This window comes from Streptomyces sp. 796.1, assembly GCF_047525675.1.
Taxonomy (GTDB): domain Bacteria; phylum Actinomycetota; class Actinomycetes; order Streptomycetales; family Streptomycetaceae; genus Streptomyces.
The window spans coordinates 27,393-42,559 of sequence record NZ_JBLIWA010000016.1 but is presented as its reverse complement, the minus strand read 5'-3'; the positions used below and the strand labels follow the sequence as shown (position 1 = coordinate 42,559).

General features: G+C 72.8%; 15 protein-coding genes. 9 read left to right on the top strand and 6 right to left on the bottom strand.

The window, feature by feature from the left end:
* Positions 1-53 precede the first annotated feature (53 nt).
* Complete coding sequence (locus ACMA1D_RS13075) at positions 54-479, top strand: Rieske (2Fe-2S) protein (protein ID WP_414724092.1); 426 nt, start codon at positions 54-56, stop codon at positions 477-479.
* Between the two features lie 160 nt (positions 480-639).
* Entirely contained in the window at positions 640-1,194 is a 555-nt protein-coding gene (locus tag ACMA1D_RS13070; RefSeq protein WP_414724091.1) for a DUF1707 SHOCT-like domain-containing protein, read from the top strand.
* A gap of 138 nt (positions 1,195-1,332) precedes the next feature.
* On the opposite strand, the gene ACMA1D_RS13065 is transcribed toward ACMA1D_RS13070, so the two are convergent.
* The gene (locus ACMA1D_RS13065) at positions 1,333-2,253 is read right to left on the bottom strand and encodes a LysR family transcriptional regulator (protein ID WP_414724090.1); all 921 of its coding nucleotides are present in this window, start codon (positions 2,251-2,253) and stop codon (positions 1,333-1,335) included.
* A 74-nt stretch (positions 2,254-2,327) separates the two neighbouring features.
* Here ACMA1D_RS13065 and ACMA1D_RS13060 point away from each other — a divergent pair, with 74 nt between their 5' ends.
* Entirely contained in the window at positions 2,328-3,473 is a 1,146-nt protein-coding gene (locus ACMA1D_RS13060; protein ID WP_414724089.1) for a DMT family transporter, read from the top strand.
* Here the strand turns inward: ACMA1D_RS13060 and ACMA1D_RS13055 are convergent.
* Complete coding sequence (locus ACMA1D_RS13055; protein WP_414724088.1) at positions 3,464-4,795, bottom strand: aminotransferase class I/II-fold pyridoxal phosphate-dependent enzyme; 1,332 nt, start codon at positions 4,793-4,795, stop codon at positions 3,464-3,466. The genes ACMA1D_RS13060 and ACMA1D_RS13055 overlap by 10 nt on opposite strands.
* Positions 4,796-4,830: 35 nt before the next feature.
* On the opposite strand from ACMA1D_RS13055, the gene ACMA1D_RS13050 reads away from it, so the two are divergent.
* Complete coding sequence (locus ACMA1D_RS13050) at positions 4,831-5,625, top strand: pyridoxamine 5'-phosphate oxidase family protein (protein ID WP_414724087.1); 795 nt, start codon at positions 4,831-4,833, stop codon at positions 5,623-5,625.
* Between the two features lie 217 nt (positions 5,626-5,842).
* Here ACMA1D_RS13050 and ACMA1D_RS13045 read toward each other — a convergent pair whose 3' ends face one another.
* The 4 genes from ACMA1D_RS13045 to ACMA1D_RS13030 form a co-directional block, all read right to left on the bottom strand.
* On the bottom strand, positions 5,843-6,814 hold the full coding sequence (locus tag ACMA1D_RS13045; protein WP_414724086.1) for a DMT family transporter: 972 nt from the start codon (positions 6,812-6,814) through the stop codon (positions 5,843-5,845).
* A 156-nt stretch (positions 6,815-6,970) separates the two neighbouring features.
* Positions 6,971-8,053: an EamA family transporter gene (locus ACMA1D_RS13040; protein ID WP_414724085.1), complete on the bottom strand. Its 1,083-nt coding sequence runs from the start codon at positions 8,051-8,053 to the stop codon at positions 6,971-6,973.
* A gap of 21 nt (positions 8,054-8,074) precedes the next feature.
* Positions 8,075-8,722, bottom strand: a complete 648-nt coding sequence (locus ACMA1D_RS13035; RefSeq protein ID WP_414724084.1) for a Clp protease N-terminal domain-containing protein — start codon at positions 8,720-8,722, stop codon at positions 8,075-8,077.
* 306 nt (positions 8,723-9,028) lie between these two features.
* Positions 9,029-9,616 carry a PadR family transcriptional regulator gene (locus tag ACMA1D_RS13030; protein WP_414724083.1) on the bottom strand — a complete coding sequence of 196 codons (588 nt, stop codon included), beginning with the start codon at positions 9,614-9,616 and terminating at the stop codon, positions 9,029-9,031.
* 942 nt (positions 9,617-10,558) lie between these two features.
* Between ACMA1D_RS13030 and ACMA1D_RS13025 the strand changes: the two genes are divergently transcribed.
* The 5 genes from ACMA1D_RS13025 to ACMA1D_RS13005 are packed head-to-tail and all read left to right on the top strand — an operon-like array spanning position 10,559 to position 15,148.
* Positions 10,559-10,669 carry a keywimysin-related RiPP gene (locus ACMA1D_RS13025; protein ID WP_414724082.1) on the top strand — a complete coding sequence of 37 codons (111 nt, stop codon included), beginning with the start codon at positions 10,559-10,561 and terminating at the stop codon, positions 10,667-10,669.
* A gap of 25 nt (positions 10,670-10,694) precedes the next feature.
* Positions 10,695-12,551, top strand: a complete 1,857-nt coding sequence (locus ACMA1D_RS13020; RefSeq protein WP_414724081.1) for a lasso peptide isopeptide bond-forming cyclase — start codon at positions 10,695-10,697, stop codon at positions 12,549-12,551.
* A gap of 58 nt (positions 12,552-12,609) precedes the next feature.
* Entirely contained in the window at positions 12,610-12,864 is a 255-nt protein-coding gene (locus tag ACMA1D_RS13015; RefSeq protein ID WP_414724080.1) for a lasso peptide biosynthesis PqqD family chaperone, read from the top strand.
* Positions 12,861-13,295, top strand: coding sequence for a lasso peptide biosynthesis B2 protein (locus ACMA1D_RS13010; RefSeq protein ID WP_414724079.1), 435 nt, complete (start codon positions 12,861-12,863; stop codon positions 13,293-13,295). Before ACMA1D_RS13015 ends, ACMA1D_RS13010 begins: the two co-directional genes overlap by 4 nt.
* Positions 13,292-15,148: an ABC transporter ATP-binding protein gene (locus ACMA1D_RS13005; RefSeq protein ID WP_414724078.1), complete on the top strand. Its 1,857-nt coding sequence runs from the start codon at positions 13,292-13,294 to the stop codon at positions 15,146-15,148. The genes ACMA1D_RS13010 and ACMA1D_RS13005 overlap by 4 nt, the downstream gene beginning before the upstream one ends.
* Positions 15,149-15,167 lie beyond the last annotated feature (19 nt).

Genomic DNA, 15,167 nt, shown 5'->3' with positions numbered 1-15,167 from the left:
CGTCGGTGTCCGCAGGCAACCCCCGGCCACGACACCCAGCCAGGAGCAGCGCCATGGCACGACCCACGACAACCGCGCAGCAGCCGTCCCGCCGCACCCTGGTCATGGCCGTGGGTGTGGCGGGCCTGGCCGCCACCCTCGCCGCCTGCGGCGACTCCGGCGACGACAAGGGGGATGACACCTCATCGGGCCCGCGCACCCTCGGCCGCACGGCGGCCATCCCGGAAGGGGGCGGCGTCATCTTCAAGAAGCAGCGGGTCGTGGTCACCCAGCCGGCCGCCGGCGACTACAAGGCGTTCTCCGCCATCTGCACGCACAACGGCTGTCCCGTCGCGAGCGTGTCCGGCGGCACCATCAACTGCGACTGCCACGGCAGCAAGTTCGACATCGCCGACGGCAGCGTACGCAAGGGCCCGGCGACCCGCCCGCTGAAGGCCGCCAAGGTCACCATCGCGAAGGGCACCATCACCCTGCGCTGACCCGCCTCGGCCCGGCCCTGGCTGTGCCGGCGCCGCCGGGTGACGCCAAGGGCCGCGCCTCCACCCGCCCGTCACGCCCGGCCCCGGCTGCTGCCGCTTTCCTTGCCTGCCAAAGGTGTTGGCACTGCCCGACCCGCCGCTACGGCATTAGAGTGAAACGGTGACCTCTCCGCCGCACGATCAGCCGCCGTCGGCCCCGTCCCCGCTCCGCAACGAGGACCGCGAGGCCGCCGTGCAGCGGCTGCAAGAGGCGTACGCCGACGAGCTCATCTCGCACGAGGAGATGGACCAGCGTCTGGAGCAGGTGCTGACGGCGACGACGTCGGACGGGTTGGCGACGGCCATGCGCGACCTGCCACCGGAGCGCCCGGGCACCACATCGACGATCGCGGCGGCCAGCGGCCGGATCAAGCGCCGCGGTCCCTGGCAGGTGCCGCGGCACCTCAAGATCGAGTCGGCGTTCGGCAAGGTCCGCCTCGACCTCTCCCGGGCGGTCATCACGTACCCGGTCGTCGACATCGAGTTGGTGCTCGGCACCGGTGGCGCCAAGATCACGGTGCCGCGCGACGCGACCGTGGACACCGAGGGGCTGACCGCGGGGTGGAAGACCATCCGGTACGAGCCCCGCTCGCCCGCCCGCGCCGACGGCCCCACGATCCGCTTCTCCGGCGCCCTGGGGTTCGGCCGCCTCACGATCCGCCACGCGCGCCGCTGAGCGACCCACCCGCGACACCCCTCCCCCACCTGCCGCGTCCAGGCCGATCTCCACCGGGCCTCCCGCACACCCTCGCGCGCCTCTCCCCCGCTGCCCCGGCCAGCGCCCCACCCACACGCGCTGCCCACGCCGGGCCCACTACGCGGTGCCCTCGGCCGCCAGGTGCTCGGCCGCGGACGCCCGCAAGGCGTCCAGCGCCGCCCGGATCGACGGCCGGCGGTCGGCGTCGGCCCGCCAGATGGCGTAGATGTGCCGGCGCATGGTGTGCCGCACGGGCACCACCCGCACCCCGTCCGGAATCGGGCCCCGCCCCAGCCGCGGGGCCACCGCCACGCCGAGACCCGCCGCGATCAGGGCGAGTTGGGTGTGGTGCTCCTCCGCCATGTGGCAGATGCGGGGCTCGATGCCCGCACCCCGCAGGGTGAGCATCAGCCAGTCGTGGCAGAACTCACCCTTGGGCCAGGAGACCCACTCGTCGTCCGCGAACTCCTCCAACTCCACCTCTTCGCGGTCCGCCAACGGATGACCGGCCGGCATCGCCACATCGGCGGGGTCGTCCAACAGCGGTGCCTTCACCAACCCGTCGGGCATGGGCAGCGGCTTGTTGTACCAGTCGAGCACCACGGCCAGGTCGAGGTCGCCGCGCATCACCGCAGGAACCGCTTCATCCGGCTCCAACTCCTCAAGTCTCGCCCGTAGTTGGGGATGTTCCGCGCGCAGTCGTACGAGCGCCGCGGGGAGCAGGCCGCGGGCTGCGGTCGGGAACGCACCCATCGCCAGCTCGCCCACCGCCTGGCCGCGCTGGGCCTCCAGATCGGCCTGGGCCAGTTCGACCTGCGACAGGATGCGCGAGGCGTGTTCGGCGAGCAGCCGGCCGGCATCCGTTAGCCGCACCCCCCTGCCGTTCTTGGCCAGGAGTTGCTGTCCGGTCTCCCGTTCCAACTTCGCCAACTGTTGGGACACCGCGGACGTGGTCACGTGCAGCCCGTCGGCGGCAGCACTCACCGAACCGTGGCGGGCGACGGCATGTAGCGTCCGCAGACGATCGAGGTTCAACACGTAAGCGATGCTACGCGATGACCACCACAAAAACTCGATTGTCCTAATCCATCGGGCCGGCCATGGTGATACCCATGCGCACACCCCCCGCCCCGCGAGCCACCCCGGGCCCCCCGCTCGCCACGTCCACTTCACCGCACCCCCGCCCCACCCAGGTCATACCGCCGCCTGAGGCCGCGACCGCTGCCGCGACGGCCGGCGGGACACCGGCCACCGGCGCTGGCCTCACCAGCGGCAACGAGACCGGCTCCGCCTCCGCGGCCAAGGGCGAGGAGACGACGGCGACCGGCCGCCGGTGGCGCCGGCTCTTCGACTGGCGCGTGCGATTCGCCGCGCTGTCCCTGATCTGGGGGTTCAGCTTCCTGTTCATCAAGGTCGGCACGGACGGCTTCGCCCCGCTCTACGTCACCTTCGGTCGGCTGCTGTTCGGCACGCTCGTCCTGCTGGCGGTGCTGGTCGTCAAGCGCGACCGGCTGCCGCGCGGGGCCCGCCTGTGGGGCCATCTCGTGGTGGCGTCCTTCCTGCTCAACGCCTTCCCGTTCACCCTCTTCGCCTATTCGGAACTGCACATCTCGTCCACCCTGGCGGGCATCTGCAACGCCACCACTCCGCTCTGGGGCATGACGCTCTCCCTCGTCGCGCTGTCCGAGGACCGCCCCACCCGGCGCCGCCTGGCCGGGCTCGGGCTGGGGTTCATCGGCGTCCTCATCGTGCTCGGCGCCTGGCAGGGCTTCTCCGGCCAGGACCCGGCCGGCACCGCGATGGCGCTGGTCGCCTCGTTCAGCTACGCGGTCGGCTGGATCTACGTACGGCGCACCCTGGCGGACGCCCCGCACTCGAACATCTCCATGGCCGGTGGCCAGTTGCTGCTCGGTACGGTGCAGCTCGGCCTGGTCGCCCCCTTCTTCGCCGCCACCCCCGACGGGCTGCCCGTACTCCCCCTGCTGTCCGTCCTGGCCCTGGGCACCCTGGGGACCGGGCTCGCCTTCGTCGTGCAGTACGGGCTGGTCGCGGAGATCGGGCCCACGACGGCGACGCTCGTCACCTACTTCATCCCGGTCGTCGCGACGGCGGCCGGCGTGCTGGTCCTGGGCGAGGGCCTGACGTGGAACACCCCGGTCGGCGCGCTCATCGTCCTCGCGGGGGCCGCCCTCACCCAGCGCGGCCCCCGCAAGCCGGCCGCCGCGCGACAGCCCGCGCCGGCGCTCCGTCAGCCGTAACGCCCCGGCGACGCCGGACGGACGGAGGCAGCGACGGCGTCCGCGACCGCATCGACCTCTTCGACCCCGATGCCCGACACGGTCAGTCGGATACCGGGCGGTGAGGCCATGCGGAAGCGGGCCCCGGGGGCGACGGCCCAGCCGGCGCGCTGCAACCGGGAGACCGCAACGGTCTCGTCGGGGACCGGCACCCAGACGTTCATGCCACTGCGCCCGAACGCCTCGATCCCCTGCTCGGCCAGTGCGGCTCTGAGTGCGTCGCGCCGCTCGGCGTAGGAAGCCGCGACCCGCTCCGGGCGCACCGCCTCCGTCTCCCAGAGGTGGCGCACGGTGTCCTGCAACAGGTGGCTGACCCAACCGGGCCCGAGCCGCAGCCGTCCGCCCACCCGGTCCACCGTGGTCGGGTCCCCGGTGAGCACGGCCAACCGCAGGTCAGGCCCGTACGCCTTGGCCGTGGAGCGGACCAGCACCCAGCGGTCGGTCGCCCCCGCGAGCGCATGGAGCGGCAGGTCGACGATGCCGTGTCCGTGGTCGTCCTCGATCAGCAGCAGCTCGGGGCTTTCGGCGAGCAGAGTGCGCAGTTCGCGGCAGCGGTCGGCGCTCACCGCCGCCCCCGTCGGGTTCTGCGCACGGCTGGTCACCACCAGGGCCCTGGCCCCGCGCCGCACCGCCCGCTCCACCTCCGCGGGCAGCGGACCTTCGTCGTCCAGCGCCACCGGCTCCGGCCGCAGGCCGAGCGCCGGGATCAGGTCGAGCAGACCACCCCAACCGGGGTCTTCGACCGCCACCACGTCCCCCGGGCGCAGATGTGCGGCGAGCACCCGCTCGACGCCGTCGAGCGCTCCGGAGACGACGGTGATCGGCCCCTTCGGCACCCCGTCGGCGGCGAGCTGCGCCTGCGCCAACCGGGCCAGTGGTGCCGACACCAGCGGAGCGCCGTAGAACATCGACTGGTGCTCGTACTGCACGCTCACCGCCGCCAGCGCGGCGCGGAACGAGGGCAGCAGGGCGGGGTCCGGATTGCCCGTCGCCAGGTCGCGCACGCCCTCGGGCACGTCGACGCCGATCGCCTCACGCGAGGTGGTCGCCGGTCGGGGGCGCACTCGGCTGCCCCGCCGCCCGGCCGTCTCGATGACGCCGCGGTCGCGCAGCGAGCGATAGGCCGCCGCCACCGTATTCGGATTGACGCCGAGCTCGACCGCCAACTCCCGCATGGGCGGCAGCAGTTCACCGGGCGCCAGCCCTCCCGAGCCGACGGCCCTCTCCACGCTGGCGGCAATTTCCACGGCACGCCGGCCTTCGATCCGATACTCTCCTAGCACAATGCCGAGTATGCACTAATACAAAGGAGAAGGCAATGGCTGCCGCCGAATCCGCCGCCACCGCTGGCGCCCACGCTGCCACGCCGCGCCCTGCCCAGGCTGCCACCACGGACGCCCCCGCCGCTGCGTACGGTCCGACGGACCGGACCGTGACCTCCCGGGACCGCGACCGGGCCGGCTACGACCGCGCGTTGGTGCACTCGCTGCTCGACCAGTCCTTCGTCTGCCACCTGGGCTTCGTACGCGACGGGGCGCCGGTCGTCCTGCCCACGCTCTACGCGCGCGTGGGCGAGCGCCTCTACGTCCATGGTTCCACCGGTTCACGCCCGCTGCGGATGGCCGCAGGGGGCGGGGCGGATTCCGCGGGGCACGGGTCCCCCGGGGCGGACGAAGCAGCCGAGCCGGCACAGCCGGGGCTCGCCGTGTGCGTGACGGTGACGCACGTGGACGGCGTGGTACTGGCCCGTTCGGCCTTCCACCACTCCATCAACTACCGCTCGGTCGTGGTGCACGGCGTGGCCCAGCAGGTCACCGACCCGGCCGAGCGCACCGCCGCCCTCGATGCCCTGGTCAACCACGTGGTGCCCGGCCGTGCCGCCGACTGCCGCCCCGCGAACGCCAAGGAGTTGGCCGCCACCGCCGTGCTCCGCATCGACCTCGCGGAGGCGTCGGCGAAGTGGCGGGTGGGCGGCCCGAACGACGAGCCGGAGGACCTGGGACTGCCGCACTGGGCCGGCGTCCTCCCCGTGACGTCCGGTTTCGGCATACCGGAACCGTCGGGCGACCTCGCCGCCGACGTACCGGTCCCCGACTACGTCACCAACCGCTGACGTCCGGGCCACCGCCGCAGCACCCCCGCAGCTCCCCTGCCGCGCGGCCGGTCGGCGACCGAAGGGCGTGCCGACCAGGTCCGCCCGGTCGAAGGGCGTGCCGACCGGGCCCGCCGGCTGAAGCGTGTGCCGACCAGGTCCGCCGACCGGCGCGAGGGCGCCCGGCCGGTCTGCTGGCCCCGCGGAACCAGCAGACCGGCCCGTCAGCCGAGCCGCATCACCCCCCGGCGCCGGGGTTGGCGCGCGTCTCCGCGAGGGCGAGCGCCGCCACGGCGCACAGCAGCATGGCCGTACCGACCAGGGTCGCCACCGTCAGGCGTTCGTCCAGGAGCGCCACGGCGATGGCCGCGGCGGTGACCGGTTCGATCAGCGTGAGCACCGAGACCGTGGTGGCGCGTACGACGGCGAGCCCGGTGAAGTACAGGCCGTACGCGAGCGCCGTCGGTACGGAGGCGATGTAGAGGAGCAGCCCCAGCGTCTGCCCCCACTGCTCGGCCCGCGGCAGCATCCCCTCGGCGAGCGCGAACGGCAACAGGCAGCCGGTGCACACCGCGAACGAGGTGACCGTCGTGAGGTAGGGGTCCACGACGTCGCCACCCCGGCCGAGGTAGCGGGTGTAGACGGTGATGGTGGCGTAGCCGGCGGCCGAGAGCAGGGCGAGCCCGACACCGGCCGGCCGGACCTCGCCGGTGCCCTCGCTGCCGAAGACCAGCACGCTCAGTCCGGCCAACGCCCCGACGACGGCGAACGCGCCGCCCCGGCCCAGGTGTTCGCCGACGGCGACCCGCCCGGCCAGGGCGACCATGACGGGCGCCGCCCCCAGGGTGACGACGGTGGCCACCGCGAGCCCGGTGGCGTCGACGGCCTGGAAGTAGGCGGCCTGGAAGACGGTCAGCCCCAGGCCGGTGACGACGATGCGGAGCGTACGGTCGCGACGCGAGGAGCGGGGCCGCGCCGGGCGGGTGACCGGCCGGCGCCGGCGCAGCAGCAGTATCGGAAGCATCAGGGCGAGGCCGCCCAGGGTGCGCCAGAAGGTCAGCGCGAGCGGGCCGAGCCCGCTGGTCTCGAAGAGCAACGAGGCCGCCGCTCCTGCGGTGCCCCAGGTGGTGGCGGCGAAGGTGACATAGGCGAGTCCGCGGCCTACGGGCAGCGCGGAGTGCACGGGGGTGAGCACGAAGGGTTCTCCCACGGAAGACAGCTCGGATCGGCTGTGGTCGGTTGCGTCATCCGTCTGCGGGCAGCGTCAACCAGTCCGAGGGCTTGCCTCGAACGCGGATCTTCCGGTGGGAGCCGCCCGCCCTAGCGGGCAGGAGGCGGGAGAACAGTCATCGGCACGTTCATCACACTAAGCGGTGGGGGAATCGCCGGACAACTCCGTCCCGGCCCCTGCTCCGGCCCCCGTCTCCTCGCCCCGCCGCCCCGGGCCCGTACCGCGGTGGCCGCCGGCGACCGGTGCGTCAAAGTGACCGGCGCGGTCGTGGGTGCCGGACGGCGAGCCGGCTACCGTCACCTGCGGGGTACGGCGCGGCGCGGCGGTCTGCGCGATGAACGCCCCGACCAGGACGACACACCCGCCGATCACCTGTGGCGCGCCCAACTCCTCGGCCAACAGGACCCAGGCGAGTACGGTCGCGACAACGGCTTCGAGGAACGCGACGACGCCGGCGACCTGCGGGGAGAGGTGCCGTACCGCGAGTACGCCGGTGACGTAGGCGGTCACCGTCGCCACCAGGACCACCCATGCCAGCAGCAGCCCCGCCGGCAGGTGCGCCCCCGCCATCTCGGCGCGGCCTGCGAGCACGGCCCAGTCCATGCCCCAAGGGCGGGCGATGACGGTGAGGACGAGCGTGCCGACCACCATCCCGAAGGCGACCACACCCAGCGGGTCGGCGGGTTCCGCGTCGTCGGCGCCCTGGTCGGCGAGGAGGAAGTAGCCGACCTGGCAGCAGGCGGCGCCGAGGCCGAGCAGCAGCCCAACGGCATCGAAGGTGAGCCCGGCCCACAATTCGACCACGGAGGCCAGACCGCCGACGGCCAGCACGACGCCGATCGCGGCGGCACGGCTCACCGGGCGCCGCTGGACGAACCGCACCCAGCCGAGCAGCAGCGCCGGCCCCAGGTATTCGATGAGCAGCGCGACACCCACGGGGATGCGGGAGATGGCGGCGAAGTAGCAGGCTTGCACGCCGGCGACAGCCAGCAGCCCGAACCCGGCGAGCAGGGCCGGCCGTCGGACCAGCAGCAGCCGGTGACGCCAGGCGATGGGCAGGAGCAGTACGGCCGCGCCCGCCGCACGCAGCCAGGTGACGTGGAGCGGGTCGAGTCCGGCTTCGATGAGCGGCTTGGCACCCACGCCGGAGCTGCCGAAGGTCAGGGCCGAGGCCAGGGCGAGCCCGAGGCCGGTGTTCTTCGTCGACGACGCGCGCATCGGCACATCATGGCAGCCGGCTCAGACTGTGTCAGGACCGTTCTCCACGTCACTCCTGGCGGCCTTGTTGGCGCGGCGCGCGGTCTCCGTGGCCAGCCGCAGGGCCAGGCTCTCCAGGTCCACGCCCGCGCCGTGCAGGACCTCGACGGCCCGGCACTCGCGGTCGTCGGTCAGCGCGACGAAGAGGTCGAAGCCCTGCGCGAGTGCGGCCCCGCGGACCGTGGCGCGGCCGTTCGCCCGCACCACGGCTGCCTCGACGGCGGGCGACCAGTGGGCCGGCCCCTGACGCACCACTGGCACGGCCCCGGAATCCTCCACGGTGCCGTGCCAGCTCATGCCGTACCCGATGGTGCGCTGCGCCAGATAGCTGAGCACCCGCGCGACTTGGGTCCGGCCGCCGTCGAAGTGGGCCGCCACGTCGGGGTCCGACTCCAGTACGGCGTGTAAGACGTGCGCGGTGTCGACTTGTCGATCGTCATCGCGGTGTGCGCGCCGGCGCGCGGCGGCGATCACCGAGGCCAACTCGTCGCTCAGGACGGTCGGCGGCTGATCGGCGCCCGTGGCATGGGCATCACCCGGGCCGGCCGTGCCAAAACGACCGCCGGGCCCACCCGGGCCGTTCGGTACGGCCGGTCCTGCCTGGCCAGGAAGGGGGATACGACTTTGCACCCTCTCACCACATCAGCCCCAGTGGCCCGAAGCATCCCCGCAGGGAAGCATTTGACCATCCAACGCTGGTTGGGCACCCGACGCCACCGCCTCCTTCCTACGGAGGAGATCCACCCCGATTTCCTACCCGCCCCCAGCGCGCCTGCTACCGGACCGCCGCCGGGGGCCCCTTCCGGCACCCTGCCCGAGGCCCTTTCCGGTACGCCTTCCGGACGTGGGCCGGCACGCGCCGGGGCCACCATCCGACACACCCACCGCCGTACGGACGGGCGCCGCCCGTCCGCATCAGCCGTCCGTGGCGGTGCGTCAGTCTTCCTCGGCGAGGATCAGGTACAGCTTCTTACGGGTCTCACCGATGACAGCCAGCGCCTTGGCCCGCTGCTCCTTGGTGCCCGTCTTCCACACCTGGGCCAGCGCCTCCATCACGCCGACGCCCGCCTGCCTGATCTCCTGGGCGGTCTCCCAGTCGACGCCGCGTCCCGCTTCCTCCCACGGCGCCTGCGACCCCGCCTCGGCTTCGGCACGCCCCTCGTCGGTCAGCGTGAACAGCTTCTTGCCGCCTTCGCTGACGCTACTGATCAGCCCCTCGTCCTCCAGCAGTTGGAGGGTCGGATAGACGGAGCCCGGGCTGGGGCGCCAGGCCCCACCACTGCGTTCGCCGATTTCCTGGATCATCTCGTACCCGTGCATCGGCCGGTCGCGCAGCAGCGCCAGGATCGACGCCCGTACGTCACCACGCCGAGCCCTTCCCCGCGGCCCACCACGCCCCCGCCCCCCGAACGGCGGCCCCCCAAAAGGCGGCCCGAACGCCCCGAAGGCAGCCCGACGCTCCTCACCCTCGCCCCCGCCACTCCATCCGGGCCCACAGTGGCCACGCCCGTGTCCGTACCTCATGGTCGTACTCCTTCTGTCGTGTGCAGCGATCACTTCCTTGCCGCGACGATCAGCAACGTCGCATCGTTGATCGATCGCGATACGTCAACGATATATCGGAACCGATCGACTGGCAAGGCCCGGCGGGCAGCCATGCCCTGACCTACGCGCCAGCGGATGTTGCCCGGCTGCCACCCATCCCGCCCCTCACCTTCTCGCCGCCGTCCCGGGCTTCGTTTTCGCTCCCAGGGGCGGTTCGGGCGCTGATTCGCTACTGGCGGACTGTTTGGCTCTCTCGCAATGAGGGCTTGCGCGTTCGCTCTGCCGAGGGGACCGAATGACTGTCGAGGCGTTCACCGTGTAAGGCGCGGCGTTTTCGAGGTCGAGTAGGTTGATGCGGACCGCGTTCACCGTCGTGAGTCGCGGCTTGAGCGTGATCACGCGATGCTGATGGATTTCCCCCGCCCCCCGTTTCCCGCGGAGCCGGCGCCTCGGCACCGCTCGGCGGGTCGGTGGGTGAGTGGCCCGGGGAACAGAACAGGCCGCACCCGAGGCGGTCCGGTACAGGCACGGGCTCCCGCCGGAAGAAGCACGAACGGCCTGCGCACGTGCGCCCCGGCGGCTCCGTAGAGGCAATGGGATGGCCGTCCTTCGATTCGTGGTTTGGATATCTTTCCGCGCAGGGAGCAGTGCTTTTTCGGAATTCGCGGAGATAAACACCGGACGTTTCGCTCTCGATCAACCGCCGAGCCTCCATGGCGATCTCCACGTTCCCTAACTCGCATAAAATACGACTTTCCTTTTCGGCCTTGCCGCCTATTCCCACGTGCAGGTAGGTATTTCAGTGCGACCGCTTCGTCGTTGCGGGTCCTCGACGGACTCGCGCGGGATGGCGGGGGGCCGGATTTCCGGTTTCCGGCCGGACAGCGAGGCGGCGTACGACCCCCACACCGAGGAGTAGCCATGAAGAAGGCTTACGAGGCGCCGACGTTGGTTCGGCTCGGAACGTTCCGGAAGAAGACCGGCTTTCTCCAGAGGTCCGGTAACGACCGCTTCCTGCTGAGCAAGAACTGATCACCACCAGTACTGACCTGACGTCATGACTGGATTGCACGAGAGTGCGGGGGCGGGCCCCGGCGACGCACACTTCGCGGTCTTCTCCGACCGGGCGGATGCAGCCGCCGTGGCCCGCCCCTTCTCGCGTGCCTGGACGCGCATCCTGCGGCACGCCTCGGGCCGGCCCTGGCTCGTGGGGCAGTGGAACGCCCGGGACCTGGTCGCGGCCCGCGCCGGGCGGGTCGCCATCGCCGTGATCGGCTGCTGCCCGATCGACGCCGCGGACCTGGAGCGCCGTGCCGGGCGGCTACGTGACCTCGCCGAACTCGACGCCCTGGCTCGTACCCTGCCCGGCAGCTTCCACCTCGTCGCCACGCTCGACGGGCGGCTCCGGGTGCAGGGCACGGCATCCGGGCTCCGGCTCGTCTTCCACGCCGACATCGGTGGCGTCACGGTCGCCGCCACCCGCGCCGACATGCTCGCCACCGCGCTGGGCCACGACCCGGACGAGGAACAGGTCGCCGTGCGGCTGCTGTGGCCGGTCCCCCATCCGCTCGCCGAGGCGTCGATGTGGCGCAGCGTCAGTTCCGTGTCGCCGCAGGACGCGCTCGTCCTCGCGCCGGACGGCCGTACGGCCCGCCACTCTCGCTGGTGGAGCCCGCCCGAACCGGTGCGCACGCTCGCCGACTCCGCACCGCTCGTCCGCGAAGCGCTGACCACCGCGGTCGACGCCCGCACCCGACAGGGCGGCGTGGTCAGTTGTGACCTGTCCGGCGGGCTGGATTCCACGTCGATCACCTTCTTGGCCGCGCGCTCCCCCGCCCGGGTGGTGGCCAGCACCTGGCCCGGGCGCGATCCCGCGGACACCGATCTGCACTGGGCCGAGCAGGCCGCCCACCTGCTGCCTGAGGTCGAGCACGTCGTCTGGGACGCCGATGCCTCCCCGCTGGTCTACACCGATCTGCTGGGCATCGACGACCTGTTGGACGAGCCGTCCATCGGGGTCATGGACCGTTCCCGGGTCCTGCACCACCTGCCTGGCCTGGCCGAGCGCGGCAGCCGGCTGCACCTGACGGGGATCGGCGGCGACCACGTGGCTTGGTGCTCCGAGGCGTACTACCACCGGCTGCTGCGCACCCGGCCGCTGTTCGCCGTTCGCCAGGTGCGCGGCTTCCGGGCCCTGTGGCAGTGGCCGCTGGGCGGCACGGTGCGCGCGCTGGCGGACTCCCGGTCGTACGGGAAGTGGCTGGCCGACTGCGGCGGTCGGCTGCGTGGTCCGCTGCCCGCCACCGTCAGCACCAGCCTCGGCTGGGGCATGCCCCCTCGCCTCTTCGACTGGGTCTCCCCCGACGCCGAGCGGGCGGCGCGGCGGGCGCTGCGGGAGGCCGCCGCCAGCGCCGTCCCGCACCACCGGGACCGCGGCCTCCACGCCGACCTGGAGCAGATCCGCTCCTGCACGCGGATCATCCGCCAGTGGGACCGGATGGCGGCGGGGGCTGGCGTGCCGATGGCCTCGCCGTTCCTCGACGACCGCGTCATCGAGGCGTGCCTGGCGGTCCGCCCGAGCGAGCGCGTCACACCCTGGGCGTACAAGCCCGTCCTGACCGCCGCCATGAACGGCGTCGTGCCCGCCGCGTGCCTGCGGCGCACCAACAAGGCCGCGGCCTCGATGGACGCCGTCAACGGACTGCGCGAGCACCGCGCGGACCTGCTGGCGCTGTGGGAGGACTCGCGGCTGGAGCAGTTGGGGCTGGTCGACGGTGCCGTGCTGCGGCGGCTCGCCGAGCGCCCGGCCACCCCCGAACTGCACGACGCCGTCCTCTATTCGACCATCGCCGCCGAAGTGTGGCTGCGCGGCCTCGGCCGGGCCGCCAAGGCCACGACACCCGCCTCCGCTTGACATCGGTGCACGGCAAGCACGGCAAGCACAGCAGTGCACGGCAGAAAGGGTCACAGGCATGGCATGGAAGTTCGGGCCCGACGTCTCCCTCGCGGAGACCGAGTACGGCACGGTCCTCCTGGACGAACGGGCCGGCACGTACTGGGAGTTGAACCCGACCGGCGCCCTGGTGGTCAAGTCGTTGGTGGCGGGCGGCGACGAAGCGGACGCGGTTGCCGCGGTCACCGCCGAGTTCGACATCGACCCCGACCGGGCGGAACAGGACGTCGCCGCCCTCGTCCAGGAGTTGCGCGCGTCGGGGCTGGCCCCGTGACGACGCCCAGCGCGTTGGAGCGCCCCGCCGACGTGCCCTTCGGCCGGCGGTTGGCCGCCCGTCTGGTCCTGGTCCCCGCGCGCCTGCTGGCCCTGCTGCCGCCCCGTCGGCTCCGCAGCGCGCTCGGCCTCGTCCGACGCGGGGCCCGGCCCGCCACCGGCGCGCAGGCCCAGAGCGCCCGGGACGCGATGTGCGCGGTGAGCCTGCGGTGCGCCGGGCCGAAGGGTTGTCTGCCGCGCTCCTTGGGGGCCGCGTTGCTGTGTCGCCTCTCGGGGACCTGGCCGACCTGGTGCACGGGGGTGCGGGTGGTGCCACCGTTCACGGCGCACGCCTGGATCGAGGTGGCGGGGAGCCCGGTGGGCGAGGGTGTGCCCGATGACTACTTCACCCGGCTGATGACCGTGGCCCCCGTGGATCGACCGGCACGATGACCGGCACCGCGGACCGGGCGCAGCCCGCTGCCGAGCGGGACCGCTCCACCCGGGCCGCGGTGGCCACGATATACCGGCTGACCAGCGGCCACCGGGCCGCCGTCGTCGTCGCCTGCGCCCTTGCGCTGGCCGGCTCCGCACTCGGCCTGGCGCAGCCGCTCGTCGCCAAGCACACCGTGGATGCCAGCGGCCGTGGCCAGCCCGTGTGGCCGCTGCTGCTCGTGCTGGCCGTGCTGTTCGTCGCCGAGGCGGTGACGGGCGCGGTGGGCCGGTTCGTGCTGGAGCGGATGGGCGAAGGCGTTGTGCGGGCGCTGCGACACAGCCTGGTGGCGCGGCTGTTGCGGCTGGAGATGGCGGAGTACGACCGGCATCGCAGCGGCGACCTGATCTCCCGGGTCACCGCTGACACCACCCTGCTGCGGGAGGTCGTCTCCCAGGCCCTGGTCGACCTCGTGACCGGGACGCTCGTGGCGCTCGGCGCGGTCGCTCTGATGCTGTGGATCGATCCGCTGCTGCTGCTCCTGGTGGCCCTGACCGTGGTGATCGCCGCCGTCGTCGTCGCCTCGCTGCTCAGGGGCATTCGCGCCGCGTCCGAGCGGATGCAAACCTCCGTCGGCGCGATCGCCGCCGACCTGGAGCGCGCCCTCGGCGCGCTGCCCATGGTGCGGGTCCACCGCGCGGAGGCACGGGAGGCGGCGCGCATCGGGGAGCGCGTCGAAGCGGCGTACGGCGCGGGCGTACGGACGGCGAAGCTCGCGTCCTTCATGAGCCCGGCGGTCGAACTCGCCGTCCAGGGTTCCTTCCTGATCGTCCTGGTCATCGGCGGCCTGCGGGTGAATGGAGACGCCCACACCCTCGGGGACCTGGTCGCCTTCCTGCTGTACGCCTCGTACCTGGTGCTGCCCCTGTCGTCGGTCTTCCGCGCGGTCGGCCTCATCCAGCGCGGCATGGGCGCCTACCAGCGCATCGAGTACGCGCTCGGGCTGCCGGCAGAGCCGCCGCCACGCCGGCCCACGCCAGCGGCCCACGCCCGCGATCGGGCCCGGCCGGCCCCCTCGTACGAGCAACCCGCCCTCGCGCTGCGGGACCTCAGCTTCGGTTACGACCCGGACCGGCCGGTGCTGAAGGGTGTGACCTTCAGCGTTCCCCGCCTGCGCCAGACGGCCTTGGTCGGCCGGTCGGGAGCCGGCAAGAGCACGGTCTTCGCCCTGGTCGCCAGGTTCTACGAGCCGGACTCCGGGCAGTTGGTGTTCGACGGGAGGCCCGCCACCGCACTGAGCCGCGCCGCTTGTCGGGAGCGCATCGCCGTCGTCGACCAGAACACCTACGTGGTCCACGGCACGCTGTGGGACAACCTCGCCTACGCCGCGCCCGGCGCCACCGAGTCCGAGGTGCGCGGCGTCATCGAACTGGCCCAGTTGGAAGGGGTCGTACGACGACTACCAGGTGGTCTGCACGGGATGCTCGGCGAGCGCGGGGGCACCCTGTCGGCGGGCGAGCGCCAGCGGGTGGCCCTGGCGCGCGCCCTGCTCGCCCGCCCCGGCCTCCTCCTGCTCGACGAACCCACCTCCCACCTCGACGCGGTCAACGAAACCGCCCTGACGACGGTCATGACCGACATCGCCCGGGAATGCACCGTGCTGGTGATCGCCCACCGCCTCTCCACCGTCCAGCACGCCGACCAGATCGTCGTGCTGGACGACGGCCGCGTTGCCGACTGCGGGCGGCACGAGGATCTGCTCACCCGCAGCCCCACCTACCGCGAGCTGGCGGCCGGACAGATGCTCCGCCCGGCGGCCGTGCCTCCCCCGTCCGGGCCGGCCGCCCACCCGCGCCGGCGCGGAGGGGGGTGAGCCGGGCCCGGGGACGCGC

Bases quoted from the DNA above. Each gene is read 5' to 3' on its own strand.
- ACMA1D_RS13030 (WP_414724083.1), bottom strand. From the start codon at position 9,616: ATGAGGTACGGACACGGGCGTGGCCACTGTGGGCCCGGATGGAGTGGC.
- ACMA1D_RS13020 (WP_414724081.1), top strand. From the start codon at position 10,695: ATGACTGGATTGCACGAGAGTGCGGGGGCGGGCCCCGGCGACGCACAC.
- ACMA1D_RS13015 (WP_414724080.1), top strand. From the start codon at position 12,610: ATGGCATGGAAGTTCGGGCCCGACGTCTCCCTCGCGGAGACCGAGTAC.
- ACMA1D_RS13075 (WP_414724092.1), top strand. From the start codon at position 54: ATGGCACGACCCACGACAACCGCGCAGCAGCCGTCCCGCCGCACCCTG.
- ACMA1D_RS13040 (WP_414724085.1), bottom strand. From the start codon at position 8,053: ATGCGCGCGTCGTCGACGAAGAACACCGGCCTCGGGCTCGCCCTGGCC.
- ACMA1D_RS13025 (WP_414724082.1), top strand. From the start codon at position 10,559: ATGAAGAAGGCTTACGAGGCGCCGACGTTGGTTCGGCTCGGAACGTTC.
- ACMA1D_RS13005 (WP_414724078.1), top strand. From the start codon at position 13,292: ATGACCGGCACCGCGGACCGGGCGCAGCCCGCTGCCGAGCGGGACCGC.
- ACMA1D_RS13060 (WP_414724089.1), top strand. From the start codon at position 2,328: ATGCGCACACCCCCCGCCCCGCGAGCCACCCCGGGCCCCCCGCTCGCC.
- ACMA1D_RS13050 (WP_414724087.1), top strand. From the start codon at position 4,831: ATGGCTGCCGCCGAATCCGCCGCCACCGCTGGCGCCCACGCTGCCACG.